We start from the raw sequence: 19,262 nt of genomic DNA, 5'->3' as shown, positions 1-19,262 counted from the left end.
GTCTCGATGCTTCAGGCCGGCTGCTTGTGCGGCGTCGCGACGATCGACGGCAGCTTGCCGTGCTGCTTCGCCAGCAACTCGCGATACAGCCCCGGACGCTCGCGCAGTTCTTGCGGCGAGCCGTCGTCGATGACCTTGCCCGCGCTCATCACGATGATGCGGTCGAAGTTCTGCAGCGTCGACAAACGGTGCGCGATCGCGATCACCGTGCGGCCGACCATCAGCCGGTCGAGCGCCTGCTGAATCGCTTCTTCCGATGCGGAATCGAGCGCGGACGTCGCTTCGTCGAGCAGCAGGATCGGCGCGTTCTTGAGAATGGCGCGCGCAATCGCGATGCGTTGCCGCTGGCCGCCCGACAGCTTCACGCCGCGATCGCCGACGATCGTATCGAAACCTTCCGGCATCGCTTCGATGAAGTCCGTGCAGCGCGCTTCGCGGGCAGCGGCGAGCACTTCCTCGCGGCTCGCGTCCGGACGCCCATACGCGATGTTCTCGAACACCGTGCGATGGAACAGCGAAATGTCCTGCGGCACGAGCGCGATCGCGTGACGCAGGCTGTCCTGCGTGATCGCGCCGATGTCCTGGCCGTCGATCTTGATGCTGCCCTTCTGCGTCTCGTAAAAACGCTGCAGCAGCGCGAGCACGGTCGACTTGCCCGCGCCCGACTTGCCGATCAGCCCGACGCGCTGGCCCGGCTCGATATGCAGATGGAAGTTGTCGAGAATCGGGCGGCGGCGCGGATAGGCGAACGTGACGCCTTCAAAATCGACGCGTCCGCCTTGCGGCACGAGTTCCGTCGCGTCCGAGCGATCCGGCATGCCATGCGGCTCCAGCAGCGTCTGCACGGCTTCGGCGAGACGCGCGACGTGCTGCGTGACATCGACGAGCGCGACGGCGAGATCGCGCGTGCCGTGCAGGATCGTGAAGCCGAGCGAGCTGACGAGCACGATGTCGCCGGACGTCGCCTGGCCTTTGGACCACAGCCACAGCGCCCAGCCGAGCAGCCCGGCGGACAGGATCGCGGTCACGACTGCATGGAACAGGCGCAGCTTTTCCAGATACAGCAGGCTTTGCTGACGCGCGACCATTTCGGCCTTCACGGTGGAGCCGAAGCGCTTCTGCTCGCGGAAGGTCATGCCGAACGCGCGCACGAGCGACATGTTGCCGATCACGTCGACGAGTTCGCCATCCACCGACGCCGCCTTCGACGCGAAGCTGTGATGCCGCGCCGAGCCGCGCTTCGCGAGCCGGTACAGGATGAACGCGAGCAGGAGCGAGCAGCACATCAGCCCGGCGGCCATCAGCGGATTCACCGCGACGATCATCACGATCGCGCCCAGCACCGCGATGCACGGCGGCAGGACGTTCCATGCCATCACGTTCTCGGACGTGTAGATCGCGTTCGATGTCGCCGTGATGCGGCTCGCGAGCATGCCCGGCTGCTTCTCGGAGAAGTACGTCGGCGAGTGGCCGCTCAAATACGAGAAGAGATCCTTGCGCAAGTCGCCGGTCACGATCACGAAGACATGCGCGCCGACCCAGCCGCCGACCCGCCACAGCAGGTTGTCGGCGGCGATCAGGCCGACCAGGATCATGAACGCGCCCCAGAGCGGACCGGGATGGCCGCGGCCCTGGCCGAGCACGTCGATCAGATGCTTGATTGCGTATTGCGACGCCAGTGCGCAACCGACCGCGGCGAACACGCTGAAAAGCACGATGGCATGAGCGACCGGGTGCCGGCGGATGTAGCGCAGGAGGAACGCGAGCGGGCGATTCGCGTAGCTCGCGAGCTTCGCGTTGTGCGCGTTACGCTGGGAGACGGTGAGTTGGTCCAATGGTCTTTTTTGGTCGTAAAGCGGTTGAGCGTATGTTGCGCCTTCGGGCGATGCCGTTCAGATTGCACGTCTTGCCGATACGCGCGCCCGCTGCGGCGCGATTGACGTCAAACCGGGCGACGCAGCGCCGTCTCCACTGGCTGAATTGTAGCCAGTAACGCGACGGACGAACGTCATTCAGGCAAATGATGCGCGGAACATGTTGCCGGCCGAACATCGGCAGGCGTACTTCCAGTCAGCCACCTCGACGCTGCCTCGCGCCGCTGCTGCATGAGTCGCGCGAACTGCCCCAGGTGGCTTCGGGCTTGGGCGCGCATTGTAAGCACAACGTGCGCTTTTTTGCGATGAAGCGTTGCCGGCGACGCTCGCCGCTTCCGCACCCGTGGCGCCTTCGCGACAGCGGGGACGAAAGCACGCGCCGCGCCAGCATCGCACTGAGAAGCCGCCGCGTTCGGCGAACGCGAAGACGTTCCCGTGCATCGCCGCGGCACGTGTCCAATGTAGAACAACCTTAATAAACACGGGTTTGCAAAGTGTTTCCCCGGTGTAACAAGGTAAATAAGTTGAAATGACCGCCGGTAGCCGGTGTAAAAGGCTCCATAATCCGCTCCGGGTTTTCACCTAGCTTTTTTGACAGGTTTCTGTAGGAAGCCGTCAACCTGGCGGGCGGAAGCGCGTTATTTCCATGCGTGGCGTTTTTTGAGATATGGTCTCGGACTTGCTTTGCTCCGGATCGCGCCAACCAAGTGATCGGCGACCCCGCTTTTTTTCTCGAGCACCAAGCTCCTGCGCCGCAGCGACTGCGCGGCGGCTGCTTTCGCCCGAGCCGAGCGATTCGCTTTCGACGTCAACATGACAGCAGTACTTTGCCTGACCTTTCATTAGGAGTTTCACGACAATGCGAATCGCTCAAATCGCGCCCCTCCACGAGGCTGTTCCGCCGAAGCTGTATGGCGGCACGGAACGCGTGGTGTCCTATCTGACCGAGGCGCTCGTCGAGGCCGGACACGACGTCACGCTCTTCGCGAGCGGTGATTCGCAGACGTCCGCGAAGCTCGAAGCCTTCTGGCCGCAGGCGTTGCGTCTGGATCCGACGATCCGCGACACCATGGCTCCGCACATGCTGCTGCTCGAAGAAGTCCGCCGCCGCGCCGACGAATTCGACGTGCTGCACTTCCACATCGACTATTACCCGTTCTCGCTGTTCGCGCGCCAGCCGGTGCCATTCCTGACGACGATGCACGGCCGTCTCGATCTGCCCGAACTGCAGCCGATCTTCAGCACGTTCAACGACGTGCCGGTCGTGTCGATCTCGGACAACCAGCGCCAGCCGCTGCCGCAGGCGAACTGGCTGTCGACGGTCTATCACGGTCTGCCGGAAAATCTGCTGACGCCGATCCCGAACGTGAAGCCGGGCTATCTCGCGTTCCTCGGCCGCATTTCGCCGGAGAAGCGCGTCGACCGGGCGATCCGCATCGCGCAGGCCGCGGGCATGAAGATCAAGATCGCCGCCAAGCTCGACAAGGCCGATCGCGCTTATTACGAAGAAGAGATCAAGCCGCTCTTCGCGCTGCCGCACGTTGAGTACATCGGCGAAATCAGCGAAAGCGAGAAGACCGAATTCCTCGGCAATGCGCACGCGCTCTTGTTCCCGATCGACTGGCCGGAGCCCTTCGGTCTCGTGATGATCGAGGCGATGGCTTGCGGCACGCCGGTGATCGCGTTCAATCGCGGTTCGGTGCCGGAAGTGATCGAGAACGGCGTGTCGGGCTTCGTCGTCGAAGACGAACTGTCGGCGATCGCTGCCGTCAAGCGCCTCGACACGCTGTCGCGCGCGAAGGTGCGCGAAGCGTTCGAAACGCGCTTCTCGTCGAAGGTCATGGCTGCGCGTTACGTGCAGAACTACGAAGAACTGCTGCGTCAAAAGCGCCGCACCGTTCTGCGCGAAGCCAACGCCTGAGCGTTCCCGCTTCGACCGTGCCGCAGCGATGCGGCATGAACACGCCCCGCGCGCCGGAAGGTTCGCGGGGCGTTGTCGTATTGAAACAGTAAGATCGAGAATGGAGCGCCGCACCGCTTACCGCGCGCGAAACCTCTGACGAGACGCGCAATCTCCCTATAATGACCGGGCTTCGCGGCGCGCGAAGCGCATCGCCGCGCGGCGGCGTGCATGATGTATCGACAGCAACTCATTGCATGGGACCGGGCAGGGCGCTCGAAGCGCCGATTCCGGTCGACAGGAGCGCACGTTTTGGCGAGACCCAAGCAAACCACCGCGGCCCCGGCACCGGGCGCAGGCACCGTTTTCGCGCTGCGGGCCATCGGCGTGGTACTCGCGGCGCGATGGGCGTTCTCGATGTCCCAGATGGGCTATCTGTCCTCGCTGCGCGCGATGACTTCATCGCCGTGGGCGTGCCTCAATCTCGTCCTCATCTTTCTGCTGATCGTGCTGCCCGGCGCCAGGGCGCGCATGGAGCGGCCGCTGCATCCGCTGCCGCAGTGGCTTCGGCAAGCGCTGCGCTTCATCGCGCTGCTCGCGTTCGGATTCGCGGTTTTCTCGGTCGGCGCGTTCGTCTGGGCGGCCGGCTGGCGGCGCTTCGTGCATGCGCTTGCCGAAAGCAACGGCTGGGTGGCCGTCGGGCCGGCGCTCTATGCGGTCGTCATGTGGATTTGCCGGCCGCGCGCGCTGTGGCGCACGAACATCGCGGCGCGGCGCTTCGCCATCGGCCGATACGCCATTTCACTCGATCCCGTCACCCGCACCGCGATGGTCTGGGCGGAAAGCCGCAAGCTCGGCCAGTACGATGCGCGCGAGCTTTCGGTCAAATGGCCGATGCCGCCGGAACCCGGCCCATCGCCCGCGCCGATGCTGACGCCATCGACGCACCCGCCCACGCCGTCGGTGCAATCGAGCGGCGTCGCGCGGCGTAGCTGGTTCGCGCGCCGTCCGAAAGTCGAGCTGCTGTGGGATTCGCCCGCCGCCGCCGGGCACAACCGCAAGACGGTGTTTCGCGCGCCGCTCGCAACAGAAGGCGACCGCAGCGCGGCGCGCGCGCTCGACGCGACCTTGCATCAGGTCTGAGCCGTTGTAGAGCAGGTCTTTCTTGTCGATCGTGGGAGGAAAGGATGCTGATACGCTGGTTGCTTGCCGCGCTCCATCTGCTTGGTTTCGGCTTCGCGCTCGGGTCCGTGCTCGCGCGCGCCCGCGCGTTGCGGCGGCTCGATGCCGCGCAGTCGGTGCAAGCCAATGAAACGCGTCTGCGCGACGTGTTCCGTTCGGATTCGGTGTGGGGCGTGACGGCCATCGTGCTGATCGTGACCGGCGTGATGCGCGCGTTCGGCGGCTTCGAGAAGGGCGGCGCGTACTATCTGCACGAGCCGCTCTTCCACTTGAAGATGACGGCGCTCGTGGTGATCCTGCTGATCGAAGTATCGCCGATGCTCATGCTGATTCGCTGGCGCATCGCGTTGGCGCAGGGCGGCGCGATCGATCTTACGCGGGCGCGGCGCTTCGCGTGGATGAGCGATCTGCAAGCGGCGCTCGTCATCGTGATGGTGATCGCGGCAAGCGGAATGGCGCGGGGCGTGTGGGCGAGCTGAGATTTGCCAACTGACGATGCCAGCCGGCGGACGAAATGAAAAAGGCCCAAGTCGTGAGACTTGGGCCTTTTGGTCTTCGGTGTCTTGGCGTTACCAGCACCAGAATTCTGGTGGGTAGTACTGGGATCGAACCAGTGACCCCTGCCGTGTGAAGGCAGTGCTCTACCGCTGAGCTAACCACCCGAAGAGATTGAGATTATGTCAGGACGATCGCTGTTCGTAAAGTCCTTCTTAAAGAAAAATCGAAAATTTATGCGGCAACCGCGTCGCGCTCGGCGGCCGGCGCTTCGACGCGCCACACGCTCGTGCCCTTGACCGCCTTGTCGAGATCGTTGAGCACGGCTTCGTGGGAGGCGAGTTCGTCGGCGGTGGCGGCGATCACAGGCAGATCGAGATCGTCGAGCGAGATGCGCGGCGCGGCGCTCGTGCCTTCCAGTTGCGCGTCGCCCAACATGTCGATGACGAGGCTTTCCTGGCCGCGCGTCATCGCGAGATAAACCTCGGCGAGCAGCTCCGAGTCGAGCAGCGCGCCGTGCAGCGTGCGATGCGCGTTGCTGATGCCGAAGCGGTCGCACAGCGCATCCAGCGAATTGCGTTTGCCGGGGAACATCTGCTTCGCGTGCGCGAGCGAATCGATCACGCCGGCGCACATCTCGGTCACCTTCGGCAGCCCGAGCAGCGCGAACTCCGTGTCGAGGAAGCCGATATCGAACGGCGCGTTGTGAATGATCAGCTCCGCGCCGGTGATGAAGTCGCGCAACTCGGCGGCGATTTCGGCGAACTTCGGCTTGTCGCTCAGGAACTCGGTCGTGAGGCCGTGCACCGCGAGCGCGCCGGGATCGCTGTCGCGCTCGGGGTTCACGTAGAGGTGCAGGTTGTTGCCCGTCAGCCGGCGATTCACCAGTTCGACGCAGCCGATTTCGATGATCCTGTCGCCCGTGCGGGCATTCAGGCCGGTGGTTTCCGTATCCAGTATCAGTTGGCGCATGAAGTGTCTTTGTCGGTGCGTACGTTCAGCTGTCCGCGAGCGATGTCACGCCGCGATTGGCGAGCGCATCGGCGCGTTCGTTTTCGGGATGTCCCGCGTGGCCTTTCACCCAGCGCCATTCGATCTCATGTTGCGCGACGAGCGCATCGAGCCGCTTCCAGAGATCGGCGTTCTTGACGGGCGTTTTCGCGGCCGTCATCCAGTTCTTTTTCTTCCAGCCGTGAATCCACTCGCTGATGCCTTTCTGCACGTATTGCGAGTCGGTATGGATCACGGCGCGGCAGGGACGCTTGAGCGCTTCGAGCGCGGCGATCACCGCCATCAGTTCCATGCGGTTGTTGGTGGTGGCGGCTTCTCCGCCGAACAGTTCCTTTTCCAGCGATCCGAAACGCAACAGCGCGCCCCAGCCGCCGGGGCCGGGATTGCCCTTGCAGGCGCCGTCCGTGTAAATGTCGATTACTTTGGTCGATGCGGATTCAGTCATCAATGCTCGTTGCGAGTGTGCGGGGCGGCGACGGGCGCGAGGCCGGGCGCGAGCGCCGGCTTTTTCAGCTTGCGCGGGCCGATGAGCCGCATGCCGCGCACGCGCTTCACCGCCGTGATCATGTAGGCCGCGCCGAAAATGGGCCACCAGCGGTCGCCCGCGGGTTCCATGAACTGATAGCGCTGCAGCCATTTGTCGGTGAGAAGCGGCGGACGATAGCAGCCAAAGCGCCCGCGTTCAAGGTCGAATCCGAGCAGCTTGATCCAGTCCTTGATCCGCGTGAACGCGATCATCTCGTGCGCCGCGGGCACGAACGGCCGTCCCGCCACCTTGCCGAGCGATTGCCGCGCGCCCCAGAGACTCAGCGAATTGAAGCCGAGGATGATCAGCTGGCCTTCGGGCACGAGCACGCGCTCCGCCTCACGCAGCAGCCGATGCGGATCGCGCGAAAATTCCAGCGTATGCGGCAGCACGAGCAGATCGACGCTTTGCGCCTCGAACGGAAGATCGAGGAGATCGCACCAGACCGTGCTGCGGCCTTCCGGCGAGCTTGCGACCGGAAGCGCGCTCACGCCTTTGCCCGGCGCGAGCGGCAGCGTGTAAGGCGCGCTCGCGCCGCTTTCGGCATCCAGCACGAGCGCGCGGCCGGTCATGCGGTTTTCGCGCAGGGCGTCGAGCTGAGGCATGCCGAGCTGCAGCGCGTGATAGCCGAAAATGTCCGACACCACGCGGTCCAGCTGCGCCTGCTCCCATTCGAGCACGTAGCGTCCGGGCGCGGAGTTCGTCCAGGCGGGCCAGTCTATAATCGCTCGGTCAGACATGTTCGGATGCCGCGTAGATGATCGCCATGGATTCTCTTGCTGAAGATTCGTCCAAGCCCGCGCTTGAATACGTGCCGGTTCCGGCGTTCGAAGACAACTACATCTGGATCGTCTCGGACTCGCGCGATGCCGTCGTCATCGATCCGGGCGACGCCGCACCCGTCGAGGCTTACCTCGCCAGACGCGGCTGGCGGCTGACCGCTATTTTACTCACGCACCATCATCACGACCACGTCGGCGGCGTGAAAGCGCTGCTCGATAGCCGAACGGCAGAGGGCGGGGTGCCCGTGTACGGCCCGGCGGGCGAGCGCATCGAGCATGTGACGACGCGCGTCGCGGGCGGCGACACGGTCAACATCGCGCGGCCGGCGCTGGAATGTTCGGTCATCGACGTTCCCGGCCACACGGCGGGACACATCGCCTATTTTCAGGCGGCCGGCACGCGCGGCACGCCGCATCTTTTTTGTGGCGATACGCTGTTCGCGAGCGGCTGCGGTCGTCTCTTCGAAGGCACGCCGAAGCAGATGCTCGCATCGCTCGATGCGCTCGCCGCGTTGCCCGACGCCACGCTCGTGCACTGCGCGCACGAGTACACGCTGTCGAACATCCGCTTCGCGCGCGCGTGCGAGCCGGACAGCGCGGCGCTCGCCCGCTGGCACGACGAAGCGCAGGCGTTGCGCGCCGCCGGCAACCCGACGCTGCCGACGACCATCTCGCACGAAAAGGCGGTGAATCCGTTCTTGCGCGTGGACGAACCGGCCATTCAGGCGACGCTTGCGGCGCAATCCGGCGAGGCAATTTCGAGCCGACTGGACGCTTTTCGCGTGATGCGAAGCTGGAAAGACAAGTTCCGCTGAGCCGAAAACTTTGCGGCGAAGTTCATCCGATACATTGGAAACAGCGTTAGATGCAAGATTTTGCAGGGGTTTTACGCGCATTCTTATTGACGTCCTAGGTGCGGTTCCGTACTATCGGCTCCAAATTTCCAAGCATCACCTTTTGGAAGCAGAGACGTTCATGCGACTAACACTGAGTGCGCTATCCGTCCTGATGCTGGCCGCCTGTGCCAGCCAGGGGCCGACAGCGCCCGCCTCGAATACAACTTCCGCTACTCCTACCGCCGCCTCGCAGCAACAAGTCGCCGACACGATTCGCCGCACCGCAGCCGCCAAGGAAACCATCAACGTCGACAAGACGCCCGTCACCTCGCTCGCGGGGTCGGCCGATTTGTGGAGCCGCATCCGCGGCGGATTTCAGATTCCCGATCTGCAAAGCGACCTCGTCGACATGCAGGCGAACTGGTACGCGCAGCGGCCGGACTACGTCGAGCGCATGACGACGCGTTCGCAAAAATACCTGTATCACATCGTCGAGGAACTCGAGCAGCGCCATATGCCGACCGAACTGGCGCTGCTGCCGTTCATCGAATCGGCGTTCAATCCGCAGGCGCTTTCGGTGGCGAAGGCCGCCGGCATGTGGCAGTTCGTGCCGGGCACGGGCCGCGACTACAACCTCAAGCAGAACATGTGGCAGGACGAGCGGCGCGACGTGCTCGCGTCGACGAGCGCCGCGCTCGACTACCTCTCGCGTCTGCACGACATGTTCGGCGACTGGCATCTCGCGCTCGCCGCATACAACTGGGGCGAGGGCAACGTGCAGCGCGCCATCGCGCGCAACGAAGCGGCCGGCCTGCCGACCGACTACGAAAGCCTGCGCATGCCCAACGAGACGCGCAACTACGTGCCGAAGCTGCAGGCGGTCAAGAACATCGTGATGAATCCGCAGCAGTACGGACTCACGCTGCCGGACATTCCGAATCACCCGTACTTCGTGACCGTGACGACCGCGCGCGATATCGACGTGACCATGGCCGCGAAGCTCGCCGGCATGAGCGTCGAGGAATTCCGCTCGCTGAACCCGTCGTTCGCGAAGCCGGTCATTCTCGGCGCGACGAATCCGCAAATTCTGCTTCCGTTCGACAACGCCGCCACGTTCCAGCGCAATCTCGGCTCGTACACGGGCGCGCTGTCGTCGTGGACTACGTACACGGTGACGGAGCGGGCGCGTCCCGCCGCCATCGCCGAAAAAATCGGTGTCGATGCCGACACGCTCATGTCGGTCAACCGCATTCCGGCGGGCATGCGTCTGAAGCCGGGCTCGACCATCGTCGTGCCGCGCACGGATGACGACGACGAAGACATCAGCGCCGATGTCGCCGCGAACGCCATTCTCGCCGTCGAACGCGACGTGCCGGACACGCGCAAGATGGCTATCCGCGTGCGCCGCAAGCAGTCGATCACCATGCTGGCGGATCGTTACAACGTGTCGGTGGCGCAGGTGAAGGCCTGGAACCGCACGAATCGCGATGTCATCATGCCCGGTCAGGTCGTCGTGCTGCACGTGCCGTACGGGCGTCCGGTTCCGGCCGAACCCGGTCCGGTGCGCGTCGAGACGGTGTCGGCATCGAGCCGCTCGTCGGGCGGCGTGAGCAGGATCGGCACGCACGTGACGGCAAAGAGCGCTCACGGCAAGGCACCGGCGCGCACGGTGACGCGCGTATCGGCGTCCGGCGGCGGCAAGCCGGCCAAGTCCGCGCCCGCGAAGGCGACCAAGCCCGTCGCCGCTCATTCGGCCAGCGCCAAGAGCAAGAAGAAGTAATCGGCGGCGGCTCGCGCCATCGTGTTATCCACGCCGTCACCAAGGTGACGGCGTTTTCAATTGGCGACGCAGTTAAACTGGCGTCCCAGAAGAATCAAATAAGCACATCAAACGCATGCCGTCCTCCGTTCGTCTCCGGGTATTTCTGCTGTTCGCCGCCGGATACTTCGTCTCGTACGTTTTCCGGGGCGTCAATCTGGGCTTCGCGCCGCTCATCACGCACGATCTCGGCCTGTCCGCCGCCGATCTCGGCCTGCTGACGTCGCTGTACTTCATCGGCTTTGCCGTGGCGCAGATTCCCGTCGGCGTGATGCTCGACCACTTCGGGCCGCGCCCCGTGACCGCCGGCATGCTCGTGTTCGCTGCGGCGGGCATCTGGGTGTTCGGGGCGTCGGGTAGCCTGGCCGGGCTGATGGTTGGGCGTTTGTTGATCGGCGTCGGTGTTTCTGTCTGCCTGAGCGCGGCGTTCAAGGCGTCGGCGCAGCATTTTCCGGTCGCGCGCCTGCCGCTCGTCAACGGCTTCACGATGGCGGTCGGCGGCCTGGGCGGCGTCGTGGTCGGTTCGCCGCTTGCGTCGCTGCTGCATGTCGCGAGCTGGCGGCAAGTGTCCGTCGGGCTCGGCGTGATGACGCTCGCGGTCGCCGCGGCGATCGCGCTGTTCGCGCCGCGCACAACGGACACGCGTCATCAGGCCGATGTCATCAGCCAGTTCAAGGGCACGTGGCACATTCTGAAAAGCGGCGCATTCTGGAAAATCGGGTCGTTTTCCGTCGTCACGCAGGGCGTCTTCTACGCGATGCAATCGCTCTGGATCCGTCCCTATCTGCTCGATGTGATGGGCCTTACGCCCGCGCACGCCGCGGCGCTCGTCTCTGTGCTCGGTTTCGCGATGATGCTCGGCTGCGTCGGCTTCGGCGCGGCGGCGCGCGGGATGGAGCGGCGGGGCGTATCGGTCTATGCGTTCTGCGGCGTGGGCATGGCGCTGTATGTCGTCGTGCAATTGCTGATGGTGCTGCGCGTGCCGCTTCCGCCGGCGACGCTGCTCGCCGCCTACGGCATTTTCGGCGGCACCGGCATTCTCAGCTACGCGGTGATGGCGGAGCACTTTCCGTCCAACATGATCGGCCGCGCGAATACCACGCTCACGCTCGTGATCTTCCTGCTGATCTTCGGATTTCAGGTCGGTATCGGCGCGATGCTCTCGCTTTGGCCGGCCGAGAGCGGGCATTTCCCGGCGGCGGCGCATCAGACGGTGTGGGCGGTGCTGATCGCGTTGCAGGTTGCGAGCGCGGTCTGGTACGCGCTGCCGAGCCGCGTGCTCCGGAAGACCGGGGAAAGAGCGACTTAAAGGGTCAGCTATCGCCGTCCGCCGCAAGCGGAAGATTCCCGAAAAGTGGCCAAACCGTTGACATCGCGCTATAATTCGAAGGTTTGAGCATATCAACCCGCACCCTAGCGCCTACCTCCCATTCCCCGTCGTTCGCTGCGCCTGGCAGCGCGCGCCGCACGCCGCCGATCGTTCGCTTCGACAAGCACTTGCAGCGCAAGTCAGCCGGTTCGAGCACGACGCCCGCCTGTGAGCCGCCGCCCATGTGCGAAGGAAACCCGCGCTTCGAAGCGCGGACCCAAGCCTGAATTTCGGACAGACAGGTCGGTAACAGGGTGTTCCCCAAGGAGCTTCCCGTGTTGCCGTCATTCTCCCCAGCATTACTCGCACTTGCCGACGGCACGGTCTTTCGTGGTCATTCCATCGGCGCCGCCGGTTCGACGATCGGCGAAGTGGTGTTCAACACCGCCATCACCGGCTATCAGGAAATCCTGACCGATCCGAGCTATGCCCGCCAGATCGTTACGCTGACCTATCCGCATATCGGCAACGTCGGCGTGAATGCCGAAGACGTCGAAGCCACCAAAGTCCATGCCGCCGGTCTCATCATCCGTGACCTGCCGGTGCTCGCCTCGAACTTCCGTTCCGAGCAAACCCTTTCCGATTATCTGAAAGCGCAAGGCGTCGTCGGCATTGCCGGCATCGACACGCGCAAGCTCACGCGCGTGCTGCGCGAGAAAGGCGCGCAAAACGGCTGCATTCTCGCCGGCAGCGACGACGAAGCCGAAGCGCTGCGTCTCGCGCGCTCGTTCCCCGGTCTCGCGGGCATGGACCTGGCGAAAGTCGTGTCGACGAAAGAGCGTTACGAGTGGACGCAGAGCGAATGGCGTCTCGGCAGCGGCTATGGCGAGCAGAAGTCGCCGAAATTCCGCGTCGTCGCGTTCGATTACGGCGTCAAGTACAACATCCTGCGCATGCTGGCCGAGCGCGGCTGCCACGTCACCGTGCTGCCGGCCGAAGCCAGCGCCGCTGACGCCCTCGCGCTCAATCCGGACGGCGTCTTCCTGTCGAACGGCCCCGGCGATCCCGAGCCGTGCGACTACGCGATCCGCGCCACGCGCGAATTCATCGAGCGCGGCATTCCGACGTTCGGCATCTGCCTCGGGCATCAGATCATGGGTCTCGCGGTCGGCGCGAAGACCATGAAGATGAAGACGGGCCACCACGGCGCGAATCATCCGGTGAAGGACATGGAAGACGGCCGCGTGGTCATCACGTCGCAGAATCACGGCTTCGCGGTCGATGCATCGACGTTGCCTGCGAACGCGAAGGTCACGCACGTTTCGCTCTTCGACGGCACGCTGCAAGGCTTCGCGCTCACCGACAAGCCCGCGTTCTGCTTCCAGGGCCACCCGGAAGCGTCGCCCGGCCCGCACGACATCGCGTATCTGTTCGACCGCTTCATCAAGCTGATGGAGACGGCGAAGGTCGCCGCTTAAGAACGAACAGAACCGAACACCACAGAGCACAGTTATGCCGAAGCGCACAGACATCAAGAGCATCCTCATCATCGGCGCGGGCCCGATCATCATCGGCCAGGCGTGCGAGTTCGATTATTCGGGCGCGCAAGCCTGTAAAGCGCTGCGGGAAGAGGGCTACAAGGTCATTCTCGTCAACAGCAATCCGGCGACGATCATGACCGACCCGAACACGGCCGACGTCACGTACATCGAGCCGATTTCGTGGGAAGTGGTCGAGCGCATCATCGCGAAAGAGCGGCCCGATGCGATCCTGCCGACCATGGGCGGACAGACCGCGCTCAACTGCGCGCTCGACCTGTTCCATCACGGCGTGCTGGAAAAGTACAAGGTCGAGCTGATCGGCGCGTCGCCGGAAGCGATCGACAAGGCGGAAGACCGCCAGAAGTTCAAGGACGCGATGACGAAGATCGGCCTCGGATCGGCCAAGTCGGGCATCGCGCATTCGATGGAAGAAGCGCTCGCCGTGCAGGCGCAGATCGCCGAAGCTACGGGCAGCGGCGGCTATCCGACCGTCATTCGCCCGTCGTTCACGCTGGGCGGCTCGGGCGGCGGCATCGCGTACAACAAGGAAGAGTTCGAAGAGATCTGCCGTCGCGGTCTCGATCTGTCGCCCACGCGCGAACTGCTGATCGAAGAATCGCTGCTCGGCTGGAAAGAGTATGAGATGGAAGTTGTCCGCGACAAGAAGGACAACTGCATCATCGTGTGCTCGATCGAAAACCTCGACCCGATGGGCGTGCACACCGGCGACTCGATCACCGTCGCGCCCGCGCAGACGCTCACCGACAAGGAGTATCAGGTTCTGCGTAACGCGTCGCTCGCGGTGCTGCGCGAAATCGGCGTCGACACCGGCGGTTCGAACGTGCAGTTCGCGATCAACCCGAAGGATGGCCGCATGGTCGTCATCGAGATGAATCCACGTGTGTCGCGTTCGTCGGCGCTGGCGTCGAAGGCGACCGGTTTCCCGATCGCCAAAGTCGCCGCGAAGCTCGCGTGCGGCTACACGCTCGACGAACTCAAGAACGAAATCACCGGCGGTCAGACGCCGGCATCGTTCGAACCGACGATCGACTACGTCGTCACGAAGGTACCGCGCTTCGCGTTCGAGAAATTCCGCGAAGCCGATTCGCGCCTGACGACGCAGATGAAGTCCGTCGGCGAAGTCATGGCGATGGGCCGCACGTTCCAGGAATCGTTCCAGAAGGCGCTGCGCGGTCTGGAGGTCGGCGTCGACGGTCTCGATGAAAAAACCACGAGCCGCGACGAAGTCATCCGCGAAATCGGCGAGCCGGGCCCGGACCGCATCTGGTATCTCGGCGACGCGTTCCGTCTCGGCTTGACGATGGAAGAGATCTTCGAAGAGACGTCGATCGATCCGTGGTTCCTCGCGCAGATCGAACAGATCATCCTGAAGGAAAAGGCGCTTCAAGGCCGCACGCTCGAAAGCCTCACGCGCGATGAACTGCTGTATCTGAAGAAGAGCGGCTTCTCGGACCGCCGTCTCGCGAAGCTGACCGGCTCGACGCAGGCCGACGTGCGCAAGAAGCGTCACGCGATGAACGTGCGCCCGGTGTACAAGCGTGTCGATACGTGCGCCGCCGAATTCGCGACGAAAACCGCGTACATGTACTCGACCTACGAGGAAGAGTGCGAAGCGAATCCCACGGACAAAAAGAAGATCATGGTGCTCGGCGGCGGGCCGAACCGGATCGGGCAGGGCATCGAGTTCGACTACTGCTGCGTGCATGCCGCGCTCGCCATGCGCGAGGACGGCTATGAAACCATCATGGTCAACTGCAACCCGGAAACCGTGTCGACCGACTACGACACGTCGGACCGCCTGTATTTCGAATCGCTGACGCTGGAAGACGTGCTCGAAATCGTCGATCTGGAAAAGCCGGTCGGCGTGATCGTGCAGTACGGCGGCCAGACGCCGCTCAAGCTCGCGCTCGATCTCGAAGCGAACGGCGTGCCGATCATCGGCACGTCGCCGGACATGATCGATGCAGCCGAAGACCGCGAGCGCTTCCAGAAGCTCCTGAAGGACCTCGATCTGCGTCAGCCGCCGAATCGCACGGCGCGCGCGGAAGACGAAGCGCTGAAGCTCGCCGAGGAAATCGGTTATCCGCTGGTCGTGCGTCCGTCGTACGTGCTGGGCGGCCGCGCGATGGAAATCGTCCACGAGCCGCGCGACCTGGAGCGCTACATGCGCGAGGCCGTGAAGGTGTCGAACGATTCGCCGGTGCTGCTCGACCGCTTCCTGAACGACGCGATCGAATGCGATGTCGACTGCATCTCGGACGGCGAAGCGGTGTTCATCGGCGGCGTGATGGAGCATATCGAACAGGCGGGCGTGCATTCGGGCGATTCGGCTTGCTCGCTGCCGCCGTATTCGCTGTCGAAGGAAACGGTGGACGAGCTGAAGCGGCAAACCGCCGCAATGGCGAAGGCGCTGAACGTCATCGGTCTGATGAACGTGCAGTTCGCCATTCAGCAGGTTCCGCAGGACGACGGCTCGAAGAAAGACATCATCTACGTGCTGGAAGTGAACCCGCGTGCATCGCGCACGGTGCCGTACGTGTCGAAAGCGACGAGCCTGCCGCTCGCGAAGATCGCCGCCCGCGCGATGGTCGGTCAGAAGCTCCAGGCACAAGGCGTGACGAAGGAAGTGATTCCGCCGTATTTCAGCGTGAAGGAAGCCGTGTTCCCGTTCGTCAAGTTCCCGGCGGTCGATCCGGTTCTCGGGCCGGAAATGCGTTCGACCGGCGAAGTGATGGGCGTGGGCCGCACGTTCGGCGAGGCGCTCTTCAAGTCGCAGCTGGCGGCGGGCTCGCGTCTGCCGGAATCGGGGACGGTGTTGCTGACGGTGATGGACGCCGACAAGCCGAAGGCCGTCGAAGTCGCGCAGATGCTGCACGAACTCGGCTACCCGATCGTCGCGACCAAGGGCACGGCGGCGGCCATCGCGGCGGCGGGCGTGCCGGTGAAGGTCGTCAACAAGGTGAAGGACGGCCGGCCGCATATCGTCGACATGATCAAGAACGGCGAGATCGCACTCGTCTTCACGACGGTCGACGAAACGCGCGCGGCCATCGCCGATTCGCGTTCCATCCGCATGAGCGCGCAAGCCAACAAGGTCACGTACTACACGACCATGTCGGGCGCGCGCGCGGCGGTCGAGGGCCTGCGTTATCTCCGCGATCTGGAAGTCTATGATTTACAAGGGCTGCATGCTCGCCTAAACTAAGGCTTCGATTACTGGTCCAAGCATCACGAGCCGCGGTTAAGCGGCGTCTCTTCGTCTCGAGGAGATGCGCTTAACCGCGGTAATTTTTTTGACGATTTTGTTTCTGGGTTGTCTATGAGCACGATTCCCTTGACGAAGCGCGGCGCGGAGTTGCTGCGCGACGAATTGCAACGCCTGAAGGCTGTCGAGCGTCCGGCGGTCATCAACGCGATCGCGGAAGCGCGCGCGCAGGGCGATCTCTCTGAAAACGCGGAATACGACGCCGCGAAGGAAAAGCAGGGTTTCATCGAGGGCCGCATCGCGGAAATCGAATCCAAGCTGGCCGCCGCGCAAGTGATCGACCCGACGACGGTCGACGCCGATGGCCGCGTCGTGTTCGGCGCGACGGTGGAGCTGGAAGATCTCGAATCGGGCGATACGGTCACGTATCAGATCGTCGGCGACGACGAAGCGGACATCGACCACGGCCTCATTTCCGTCAGTTCGCCGATCGCGCGCGCGCTGATTTCGAAGACGGAAGGCGACGTGGCCTCGGTGCAGGCGCCGAGCGGCGCGCGCGAGTACGAAATCATCGCGGTCCGTTACGTCTGATGGCGCACCGGCTCTTTCGTATCGTCACGATGATCTGGGTGGGCAGTCTGCTGACCCTCGGTCTCGTCGCGGCGCCCGTTCTTTTTTCGATGCTGGACCGCGCGGCGGCCGGATCGGTGGCGGCGCAACTCTTCCGGATCGAGGCGTTCGTCGGCGTGGTAAGCGCGCTGATCCTCATTCTGATCGGCAATCGCTTCGTGAAAAGCGGCATCGCGGACTACAAGCGCGTGCGGTGGATCGTCGCGGTGATGCTCGGTTGCGTGCTCGTCGGGTATTTCGCGCTGCAGCCGTTCATGGAATCGCTGCGCGTGGCGGCGCAGGAGTCGGGCGTCGCGCTTGCCGATTCGCCGTACGCGAGGCAGTTCGGCATTCTGCACGGCATTTCGAGCGCGATTTATCTGATCGAGTGCCTGTTCGGCATTGCGCTCGTCTGGCGTTTGCCGGGCAATGCGCCCACCGCCGTCGTGCCGAAGAACAAGTCGGCGAAGGTCGCGGCCAAGCGGGCGCGAAGCTGAGACGGTCTTTCGATCACGGCGCGAACGTGAAGCAAAACGTCCGCGCCGCGTCGATCACTTCACTGCCTGGTGCTGGCGCTTCGAACCCGATTGACGCTTCTTCGCGCGCTTGACGTTGCCGCCAGCCGTGACGCGCTCGTTGCCGAGCACCTTGAGCGTCTGCTTGCGCGGCTTCTTGACGGCGGGCGCATCGCGCGTGATCTTCACGGCCTTGACGATGCGCGGCGCGCGGCCCTTCGCGGGACGCTCAACGGCTTCGCCGGCGCTCGGCGGCATGGTGCTGCGCGTGCGCGTGGAGCGGCTCTTGGCCGGCGCGGCGCCTTCCGGTCGCCAGATCACGAGGAGCTTGCCGATATGCTGGATCGGCGCGGCGTCCAGGCGGTCGCAGATTTCGTCGTAGATATCGACGCGCGTCTGGCGCTCGTCGCCGAACACGCGGATCTTGATGAGCTGGTGCGCATCGAGGTGCACGCCGATTTCCTTCAGCACGGCGTCCGTCAGACCCTCCGCGCCGACGAGCACGACGGGCTTGAGCGCGTGAGCCTGGGAGCGCAGGTCGGAACGTTGGGCGGGAGAGAGTTCAAGAGCTGGCATGAGAAATTTGGGACTCGACTAAAATGGGCGGCGCGTGCGCCTGGCGGCACGCGAAAAACGCGATGTGCGGGAAGCCTGACGACGCGGCGTCTGTGCCGGGAGGGTCCGGCGCGGCGTGATTCACCGCCGCCACAAACAAAATAGGCCGGATACGCGATTGCCGGGCGCATTCGAGCGCCCGCGGAAACGTTCCGGCCGACAAGACGCGTATTATCCGCTAAAAGCATCGCGCGTTGCAGCAAGATTACACGCGCAACCTTCACGCAACACGCATCGGCGCCGGTCCGGCGCGTAATAGAAACATGTCCCGAGGCGCGTACGCGCGCATCAAGAGTTCAGTTTGAATGGCAAAGAATCGCTTCAATCATTCGTGGTTGCATGACCACATCAACGATCCCTACGTGAAGATGGCCCAGCGCGAGGGCTACCGCGCGCGCGCCGCCTACAAGCTCAAGGAGATCGACGAGCAGGACAAGCTCATCAAGCCGGGGCAGGTGATCGTCGATCTCGGCTCGACGCCCGGCAGCTGGAGCCAGTACGCGCGAAACAAGCTCGCGCAGGGTTCGAAGCGCGACGCAGAGCGCGAAGGCGGCATAGATGGCACGATTATCGCGCTGGATATTCTGCCGATGGAGCCGATCGCCGACGTGACCTTCATCCAGGGCGACTTCCGCGACGACGCGGTGCTCGCGCAACTGGACGAAATTGTCGGCGAGCGTCAGGTGGACCTTGTAATTTCGGACATGGCCCCCAACCTCTCAGGCGTGGCGAGTGCGGACGCCGCGCGGATCGAGCATCTATGCGATCTCGCGCTGGAATTCGCGCAGAACCATCTGAAACCGGAGGGTGCGCTGTTAGTCAAATGTTTTCATGGCAGCGGTTATAGCCAGATTGTCGAGAAGTTCAAGCACCAGTTCAAAGTGGTTGCGCCGCGCAAACCCAAGGCGTCTCGCGACAAATCGTCGGAGACTTTTATCCTCGGGCGGCGGCTCAAACATCCGGCTGCAGGAGCCGTTTAAACGGACCCGGCGAAAATCGGCGATATTTTCACCGAATTTGCC

General features: G+C 63.8%; 16 protein-coding genes and 1 tRNA gene. 11 read left to right on the top strand and 6 right to left on the bottom strand.

Annotated elements, in window-relative coordinates; all coding sequences use genetic code 11:
- Positions 1–11: 11 nt before the first annotated feature.
- Positions 12–1,835, bottom strand: a complete 1,824-nt coding sequence (locus tag NCR39_RS09360; protein WP_250451932.1) for an ABC transporter ATP-binding protein — start codon at positions 1,833–1,835, stop codon at positions 12–14.
- A gap of 898 nt (positions 1,836–2,733) precedes the next feature.
- On the opposite strand from NCR39_RS09360, the gene NCR39_RS09355 reads away from it, so the two are divergent.
- The 3 genes from NCR39_RS09355 (at position 2,734) to NCR39_RS09345 (ending at position 5,435) form a co-directional block, all read left to right on the top strand.
- Entirely contained in the window at positions 2,734–3,795 is a 1,062-nt protein-coding gene (locus tag NCR39_RS09355; RefSeq protein WP_250451931.1) for a glycosyltransferase family 4 protein, read from the top strand.
- A 291-nt stretch (positions 3,796–4,086) separates the two neighbouring features.
- Complete coding sequence (locus NCR39_RS09350; protein WP_250451930.1) at positions 4,087–4,917, top strand: hypothetical protein; 831 nt, start codon at positions 4,087–4,089, stop codon at positions 4,915–4,917.
- Positions 4,918–4,961: 44 nt separating this feature from the next.
- A complete protein-coding gene (locus tag NCR39_RS09345; RefSeq protein ID WP_250451929.1) occupies positions 4,962–5,435 on the top strand; it encodes a DUF2214 family protein in 474 nt (157 codons plus the stop codon).
- 108 nt (positions 5,436–5,543) lie between these two features.
- Here NCR39_RS09345 and NCR39_RS09340 read toward each other — a convergent pair.
- The 4 genes from NCR39_RS09340 to NCR39_RS09325 all read right to left on the bottom strand — a co-directional run bounded on the left by NCR39_RS09340 (position 5,544) and on the right by NCR39_RS09325 (position 7,728).
- Positions 5,544–5,618, bottom strand: a tRNA-Val gene (locus NCR39_RS09340).
- A gap of 67 nt (positions 5,619–5,685) precedes the next feature.
- Entirely contained in the window at positions 5,686–6,423 is a 738-nt protein-coding gene (dnaQ, locus tag NCR39_RS09335) for a DNA polymerase III subunit epsilon (RefSeq protein ID WP_250451928.1), read from the bottom strand.
- A 25-nt stretch (positions 6,424–6,448) separates the two neighbouring features.
- A complete protein-coding gene (gene rnhA / locus NCR39_RS09330; RefSeq protein ID WP_250451927.1) occupies positions 6,449–6,907 on the bottom strand; it encodes a ribonuclease HI in 459 nt (152 codons plus the stop codon).
- Positions 6,907–7,728 carry a class I SAM-dependent methyltransferase gene (locus NCR39_RS09325; protein ID WP_040051430.1) on the bottom strand — a complete coding sequence of 274 codons (822 nt, stop codon included), beginning with the start codon at positions 7,726–7,728 and terminating at the stop codon, positions 6,907–6,909. Before NCR39_RS09325 ends, rnhA begins: the two co-directional genes overlap by 1 nt.
- A 17-nt stretch (positions 7,729–7,745) precedes the next feature.
- On the opposite strand from NCR39_RS09325, the gene gloB reads away from it, so the two are divergent.
- The 7 genes from gloB to NCR39_RS09290 all read left to right on the top strand — a co-directional run bounded on the left by gloB (position 7,746) and on the right by NCR39_RS09290 (position 17,607).
- A complete protein-coding gene (gene gloB / locus NCR39_RS09320) occupies positions 7,746–8,585 on the top strand; it encodes a hydroxyacylglutathione hydrolase (protein WP_250451926.1) in 840 nt (279 codons plus the stop codon).
- A 160-nt stretch (positions 8,586–8,745) separates the two neighbouring features.
- A complete protein-coding gene (locus NCR39_RS09315) occupies positions 8,746–10,386 on the top strand; it encodes a transglycosylase SLT domain-containing protein (protein WP_250451925.1) in 1,641 nt (546 codons plus the stop codon).
- Positions 10,387–10,501: 115 nt separating this feature from the next.
- Positions 10,502–11,734 carry an MFS transporter gene (locus NCR39_RS09310; protein WP_250451924.1) on the top strand — a complete coding sequence of 411 codons (1,233 nt, stop codon included), beginning with the start codon at positions 10,502–10,504 and terminating at the stop codon, positions 11,732–11,734.
- 335 nt (positions 11,735–12,069) lie between these two features.
- The gene (carA, locus tag NCR39_RS09305) at positions 12,070–13,212 is read left to right on the top strand and encodes a glutamine-hydrolyzing carbamoyl-phosphate synthase small subunit (RefSeq protein ID WP_250451923.1); all 1,143 of its coding nucleotides are present in this window, start codon (positions 12,070–12,072) and stop codon (positions 13,210–13,212) included.
- A gap of 34 nt (positions 13,213–13,246) precedes the next feature.
- The gene (gene carB / locus NCR39_RS09300; RefSeq protein ID WP_250451922.1) at positions 13,247–16,501 is read left to right on the top strand and encodes a carbamoyl-phosphate synthase large subunit; all 3,255 of its coding nucleotides are present in this window, start codon (positions 13,247–13,249) and stop codon (positions 16,499–16,501) included.
- A 114-nt stretch (positions 16,502–16,615) separates the two neighbouring features.
- Entirely contained in the window at positions 16,616–17,092 is a 477-nt protein-coding gene (gene greA, locus NCR39_RS09295; protein ID WP_250451921.1) for a transcription elongation factor GreA, read from the top strand.
- Positions 17,092–17,607 carry a DUF4149 domain-containing protein gene (locus NCR39_RS09290; RefSeq protein ID WP_250451920.1) on the top strand — a complete coding sequence of 172 codons (516 nt, stop codon included), beginning with the start codon at positions 17,092–17,094 and terminating at the stop codon, positions 17,605–17,607. The genes greA and NCR39_RS09290 overlap by 1 nt, the downstream gene beginning before the upstream one ends.
- Before the next feature lie 54 nt (positions 17,608–17,661).
- On the opposite strand, the gene NCR39_RS09285 is transcribed toward NCR39_RS09290, so the two are convergent.
- Complete coding sequence (locus NCR39_RS09285; RefSeq protein ID WP_087128690.1) at positions 17,662–18,201, bottom strand: YhbY family RNA-binding protein; 540 nt, start codon at positions 18,199–18,201, stop codon at positions 17,662–17,664.
- Positions 18,202–18,545: 344 nt separating this feature from the next.
- Between NCR39_RS09285 and NCR39_RS09280 the strand changes: the two genes are divergently transcribed.
- On the top strand, positions 18,546–19,220 hold the full coding sequence (locus NCR39_RS09280) for an RlmE family RNA methyltransferase (RefSeq protein ID WP_250451919.1): 675 nt from the start codon (positions 18,546–18,548) through the stop codon (positions 19,218–19,220).
- Positions 19,221–19,262: the final 42 nt, after the last annotated feature.

The sequence above is a fragment of the Caballeronia sp. ATUFL_M2_KS44 genome, from assembly GCF_023630965.1.
Classification (GTDB): Bacteria; Pseudomonadota; Gammaproteobacteria; order Burkholderiales; family Burkholderiaceae; genus Caballeronia; species Caballeronia concitans.
The sequence above is the reverse complement of the archived record's forward strand: the minus strand, read 5'-3'. Positions and strand labels throughout refer to the sequence as shown.